This is a genomic window from Oleiphilus sp. HI0132, assembly GCF_001635845.1.
In genome coordinates, this window is the sequence record NZ_LWGJ01000324.1 from 1 (window position 1) to 5,921 (window position 5,921).

Annotated in this window: 7 protein-coding genes; all 7 read right to left on the reverse strand. The window is 45.6% G+C overall.

Features of this window, described 5'->3' with window-relative positions:
• Positions 1–413, reverse strand: a 413-nt coding sequence (locus A3766_RS03895; RefSeq protein WP_369808598.1) for a phosphoribosylamine--glycine ligase, incomplete at its 3' end; no start/stop codon positions are given.
• 161 nt (positions 414–574) lie between these two features.
• Positions 575–985, reverse strand: a complete 411-nt coding sequence (locus A3766_RS03900) for a thioesterase family protein (RefSeq protein WP_068512175.1) — start codon at positions 983–985, stop codon at positions 575–577.
• 188 nt (positions 986–1,173) lie between these two features.
• Positions 1,174–2,751, reverse strand: coding sequence for a bifunctional phosphoribosylaminoimidazolecarboxamide formyltransferase/IMP cyclohydrolase (purH, locus tag A3766_RS03905; RefSeq protein WP_068512178.1), 1,578 nt, complete (start codon positions 2,749–2,751; stop codon positions 1,174–1,176).
• Positions 2,752–2,792: 41 nt separating this feature from the next.
• The gene (fis, locus tag A3766_RS03910) at positions 2,793–3,092 is read right to left on the reverse strand and encodes a DNA-binding transcriptional regulator Fis (RefSeq protein ID WP_068506971.1); all 300 of its coding nucleotides are present in this window, start codon (positions 3,090–3,092) and stop codon (positions 2,793–2,795) included.
• A complete protein-coding gene (gene dusB, locus A3766_RS03915; protein ID WP_068512219.1) occupies positions 3,089–4,039 on the reverse strand; it encodes a tRNA dihydrouridine synthase DusB in 951 nt (316 codons plus the stop codon). The genes fis and dusB overlap by 4 nt, the downstream gene beginning before the upstream one ends.
• Before the next feature lie 202 nt (positions 4,040–4,241).
• Complete coding sequence (locus A3766_RS03920; RefSeq protein WP_068512182.1) at positions 4,242–5,378, reverse strand: DUF3426 domain-containing protein; 1,137 nt, start codon at positions 5,376–5,378, stop codon at positions 4,242–4,244.
• Between the two features lie 36 nt (positions 5,379–5,414).
• A partial coding sequence (locus A3766_RS03925) for a 50S ribosomal protein L11 methyltransferase (protein WP_156508669.1) occupies positions 5,415–5,921 on the reverse strand: 507 nt, incomplete at its 5' end.

The window sequence follows — 5,921 nt, forward strand, 5'->3', positions numbered from 1 at the left end:
TTTTCTTTCAAGTATGCTAAGGCAGGTTCTACTTCCGTAAAATTCTGGTAGTCGGCAGTAGGTATGTTGTGGCGAGCTAAGAAATCTTTAGTGAAAGCTTTAGAGCCTTCTAATTGAGCCGCACCTTTTGAAGGGCCAAAGCAGCGAAGGCCTTCTGCTTCAAAATGGTCAACAACGCCGTCAACTAAAGGCGCTTCTGGGCCGATAATGGTAAGTGCGACTTGATTCTCTTTGGCAAAATCAGACAGCGCTTGAAAGTTCATAACGTCAATGTCGACATTGCTTAATTTGCTGTCTGATGCGGTACCAGCATTTCCTGGTGCAACAAAAACTGTTTCGACGTCTTTATTTTGTGCAGCTTTCCAGGCAAGAGCATGTTCTCTGCCGCCGCTGCCAATGATAAGAATATTCATAGCGTAACCCGATCTAATAATAACTTAATAGCCAGGCGGCTTACGGAGTCGCCTGGAGATGGAAATGGGCGCAAGGATACCTTATTCGAGAGGAGATATAAAAAATAATTGTTCGTAAAATGGGCAAGAGTGGTTTTACGAACAACCAACTCTTATGAATGCTAAGCAGAGTTTGCAAGTTGGGCCAGCTTCTCTCTAGCTTGGTCGCGAATCGGCACAGCCTTATGTTCTTTGTTGTCCATTAATACAAAAGTATTGCTGGCATCTGCGATAATCGTGTTGCTACCTTCCAAGTAGATAGTTTGATCTATTTTACAGCTGGTATTACCTATGCGCATTACCTTGGTATGGATCTCGAGCTGATCATTGAAGAGGCATGGGTGACGATAGTTTATATTGCTATTTACCAAGGTCAGTGTCAGATCAAGCTGTGAGAAAAACTCTATGGCATTGAAGTTTTCAAACAATACCCAGCGAGCTTCTTCGAAAAAGCGGGTATAGCCGTTGTTGTTGAGGTGGCCGTGTTGGTCGAGGTGATAGCCCCTTACTTTAATGCGTACGTAATCTGACACTGTTGTTGCTCCATTAATGATAGAAGTCCGTGGAAGCCTTCGGGCGTCCGATTAATAGGTAAAAATAGTCTAGCGTATATTATTAGGTAGTGCTAACTAGAGGCAGAAGAGTAGATGTATAGCAGGAAGAGTACCGTGCACCAAGTCTCAAACAGAGGCGGGTGCACGGTCATACAGAGCTTATTTGCTTAGTGTCGGAAGTGACGCATTCCGGTAAATACCATTACCAAACCGTGCTCATCAGCTGCATCAATGACTTCTTGATCACGCATTGAACCGCCTGGCTGGATGACACAACTAACGCCGGCATTTGCGGCATTGTCTATGCCGTCTCTGAATGGGAAGAAGGCATCTGAAGCCATCATAGAGCCTTTCACGGCAAGTCCGGCATGCTCAGCTTTGATTGCTGCGATGCGTGCTGAATTGACACGGCTCATTTGCCCGGCACCAATACCGATAGTTTGAGCGCTCTTGCCGTAAACAATCGCATTGGACTTAACCATTTTAGCAACTTTCCAGGTGAATAAGAGGTCATCAATTTCTTCGTCTGTTGGCTGGCGCTTGGAGACAACAGTCAAATCTTCCTTACTGATCATGCCTAAGTCACGATCTTGCACCAGTAAGCCGCCATTGACGCGCTTATAATCGAAAGATGCTGCGCTGTCAGAAAATGCACCGCACTCTAGGAGGCGGACATTTTTCTTAGCGGCTACGGCTTCTTTCGCTTCGGCGCTAACGCTCGGAGCAATAATAACTTCAACAAACTGTCGGTCGACGATAGTTGTCGCGGTTTCCGCATCAAGCTCACGGTTAAAGGCGATGATACCGCCAAAAGCAGATTCAGGGTCCGTTGCATAAGCTTTTTCATAAGCCTCTAGAATAGAGCCGGCTTCTGATACGCCACAAGGGTTTGCGTGCTTGACGATGACACATGCAGGTTCGTCAAATAGCTTTACGGTCTCAAGTGCTGCATCGGTGTCGGCGATATTGTTGAACGAAAGCTCTTTTCCTTGAAGCTGTTTAGCGCCAGAGATTGAATCGGCTGGTGCATTCTTTTCAACATAAAACGCGCTGTTCTGGTGAGGGTTTTCACCATAGCGAAGTTCTTGAGTTTTGTTCATTTGAACGTTAAATGTTCTTGGGAACTCTTTGCTGCCACCTGGAACCAATCGGCCAAAGTAGTTGGCAATCGCGCCGTCGTAGGCAGCTGTATGTTCGTAAGCTTTAATCGCTAGGTCAAAACGTGTTTCCAAACTTGTGCAGGCATCGTTCTCACGCATTTGATCAAGAATGTTCTGGTAGTCGCTCGCATTAACAACGATATTTACGTGTGCATGGTTTTTAGCAGCAGCACGTACCATCGTTGGTCCGCCGATATCAATGTTTTCTACAGCGTCTTCTAGGCTGCAGTCTTCCTTTGCGACAGTTTGTTCAAAAGGGTAGAGGTTAACGACAACCATGTCGATAGCCTTGATCTCATGAGCTTGCATTACTTCGTCATCCTGACCTCTGCGCCCTAAAATTCCGCCGTGAACTTTAGGGTGAAGTGTTTTGACTCGACCGTCCATCATTTCGGGAAAACCGGTATAGTCAGAAACTTCGACAGCAGGAATGCTGTTAGACTGTAGTAATTTGTAGGTTCCGCCCGTTGAAAGTATTTCAACGCCCATATCGTTTAGGGCAGAGGCGAATTCAACGATGCCCGTTTTGTCTGAAACGCTGATTAGCGCTCTTTTCACCTGGACCAGATCGTTAGTATTGCTCATGTTTATTCCAAACCTGTATAAGAAAAATAAAAAACTCTGACTTAAAGTAGACCGTACTGCTTAAGCTTCTTGCGTAAGGTTCCTCTGTTTAAACCAAGTAGAACAGAAGCTTTGGTTTGATTGTTGCGCGTATATTTTAGTACTTGTTCAAGTAGAGGTGCTTCTACTTCTGAGAGAACTAGTTGATAAACATCTGTGACTGGAGCACCGTCAAGTTGTTCAAAGTAGTTGCTCAGCGTCTTCTCAACGCAATCCCTTAAAGTGGCAGCGTTTTCAATTTGAGTTTGACTGGTGTAGGTTTGTTCTTCTTGTTTGTCTGCAGCAAGCGCTTCTATAGTCATGCGGCTATTTCCCCGTTATTGATTTGATTGTTGATTTGCTTTTCGAACTCCGTGCGCACAGCCTCAAGCTGAGCTTCCGGTGTTTCAATTTTATTAAAAAATTGTCTAAATTCTTGGTGATTCGGTCTTGCCTTCAGATACCAGCCGACGTGTTTGCGAGCGATGCGATGACCCATTTTCTCACCATAGAACTGATGTAGTTCTTCTAGGTGATGAAGGATGATATCGCGAACGGTGGCCAACGGTCTTTCTTCACGCTTGGTACCGTGCTTAAGGTAGTGGTTGATATCATCAAAAATCCAAGGGCAGCCTTGTGCAGCTCGACCTATTAGCAGACCGTCAACTCCTGTTTGCTTCAATACCTGTTCTGCTTTCTCGGGCGAATCAATATCGCCGTTAGCAAGAACGGGTATGCTTATCGCCTCTTTTACTTGAGCGATGGTGTCGTATTCAGCTTGTCCTTGGTAAGCGCAAGCTCGAGTTCGGCCGTGAATGGCGAGAGCTGCAATACCGCTTTGCTCTGCCATTTTAGCGATCGTTAATGCATTTCGAGAGTTTTTATCCCAGCCAGTGCGTATTTTTAGCGTCACCGGAATGTCGACAGCCCCAACCACTGCACTTAGGATTTCCTTTACCAGGTCTTCGTCTCTCATCAGTGCAGAGCCTGCTGCTTTGTTACAAACTTTCTTGGCCGGGCAGCCCATATTGATGTCTATGATCTGTGCGCCTCGCTCCTGATTAAGCTCTGCCGCTGTTGCTAGCATTTCTGGATCGCCGCCAGCAATTTGTACAGATATAGGGTCACTCTCACCGGTATGGTCGAGACGATGCATTGACTTGCGTGTTTTCCAAAAACTTGGGTCGGCGATTACCATTTCCGAAACAGCCATAGCTGCGCCGTTGTTCCGGCATAACTGTCGAAAAGGTCTGTCTGTCACGCCAGCCATGGGCGCTAAGATCAATCGATTATCTAATTGATAGGGGCCGATTTTGAGCAAGTCGTTTCTCTGTCAGGTTCAAGGGTGGCTAATTTTGGGGGGGCTAATCATACCCTCTGAGGCAAGGGTGTAAAAGCAAAAAAGGTGGCTTTTTTTGGTTATATTTTGCTCTTATTGGTTGACAATTGATCTATGTCTTGTTCCTTGGAGCTTAGGGTTGAGGGGAGAAAAACTTTAGAGAGTAGTTAACCGCTTCTTTTCCTGGGTCAACGATTTCGAGTGAAATATGAATTGGCTGCTGACTTGGCATTTCGTGCCAGCTGGCTAGATCGCCAGACAAATACTCTTTCGCTTGGAATAAGCGTTGGGCAACGATATTTTTGTTTATGTCTGAAAAATAAAGAGCTAAGTCGGGGAACGCTTGATTGAAAGCAGCTTCATTCACTATCACGGTGTCGATTATGAGGGACTTGCGTTGAGTGGGGTGACTTCTGACAACGAGGTTGTTGCTTTTAATTTTTTCGATATCTTCAAGCTTTGGCAATGTGCAAGATAAGTGTTCACATGCTAGCTCATATAACTCAGAAACTTTAGGGTACTTGGCGAGCTTTTCATAGTGAAACCATACCGCTTGCCCTAGCAGTATTACGATGAGCGATATATTAGCGAGAATGAATAATAAACTGACAAGCCAATGTCTATTATTGGGGCTATCCTGGTCGTATTGAAATTCAATTTTCTCATACGGAGAAGTCTCAGAGAAACCGCTCCCGGGCTCTCCGAAGGCTGATTCAGTCGATGTCTCAGCTTGTGTGACTGAGGCCTGCTCTATAGCTGAAGCGGAGAATGTTGGTTCTACCTTCTGTTTACCTTGTTCATCTTGAATATCTTCGAGGATTTCCTGAGTCCAGCTTTCGTCGATGATTTCTTCACTCTCTTCAGAAACAAAGGTATCGTCAAGTTTTTTAAAGCTGGTTGAGTAAGGGTCACTGTTGTCTGCGGAATCTAGTTCCAGGAAAGAGGTGCTAAACTCATCAGAGCCATCGGCGCTGCCTGAGTAGCCGGGTTCATGCAGATCTTCTTCAGGGTTATCGGCAAATAGCTTATCTTCAGACTCTAGTAGACTATCTTCCAGGTCGATAGCTGAACTTTGTTGGTCTTCGGAGGGTTCAGGAGAAGGCTTGTTTGCTGTTTGCTTCTCAGTATCGGACAAGCTATAGGCAATTGCATCGAAGATGTTCATGCAGGCGCCGCAGCGAACTCTGCCGTTGGCAGCACTTAATTGTTCTTCAGAGACTTTAAACGAAGCCTTACAGTGCGGGCATTGTGTCAGTCGCTGATTGCTCATCGTGTGTGTTTTTCCTGAATTATTATAAGGCTATTATCAGTCTTTTTTTGTGCCGGTCAAGCATACCCAGCCATCCTCTAGCTGAGGTTTATCCATTTCAAACCATTCTTCATAGTCGTGAACTAGCGCAGCTGCCTGATGCTCAAGAATTCCAGATAGAATTAATTTTCCTTTAGGTTTAACTAAAGCGGCAATATTGCTACGTAAGTCATGCAGTGGTTGAGCAAGAATATTAGCCAGAACCAGGTCTACTTGGTCTTTAGGGCTATCTTCTGGAAGATAGACCGGGAACTGCTGAGCTTCGACCTCGTTTCTCTTGGCATTGTCTTGGGTAGCCAGCAAAGCTTGAGGGTCGTTGTCGATTCCAACCACCGATTTGGCGCCGAGTAATAATGCGGCCAAGCCCAGTATTCCGGAACCACAGCCAAAATCTACGACAGTTTTGTTGTTTAGGCCGTCATCGTTTAGCGCATAAGCATCTAGCCATTTTAAGCAAAGTGCAGTTGTGGGGTGTGTGCCAGTGCCGAAAGCCAGGCCAGGGTA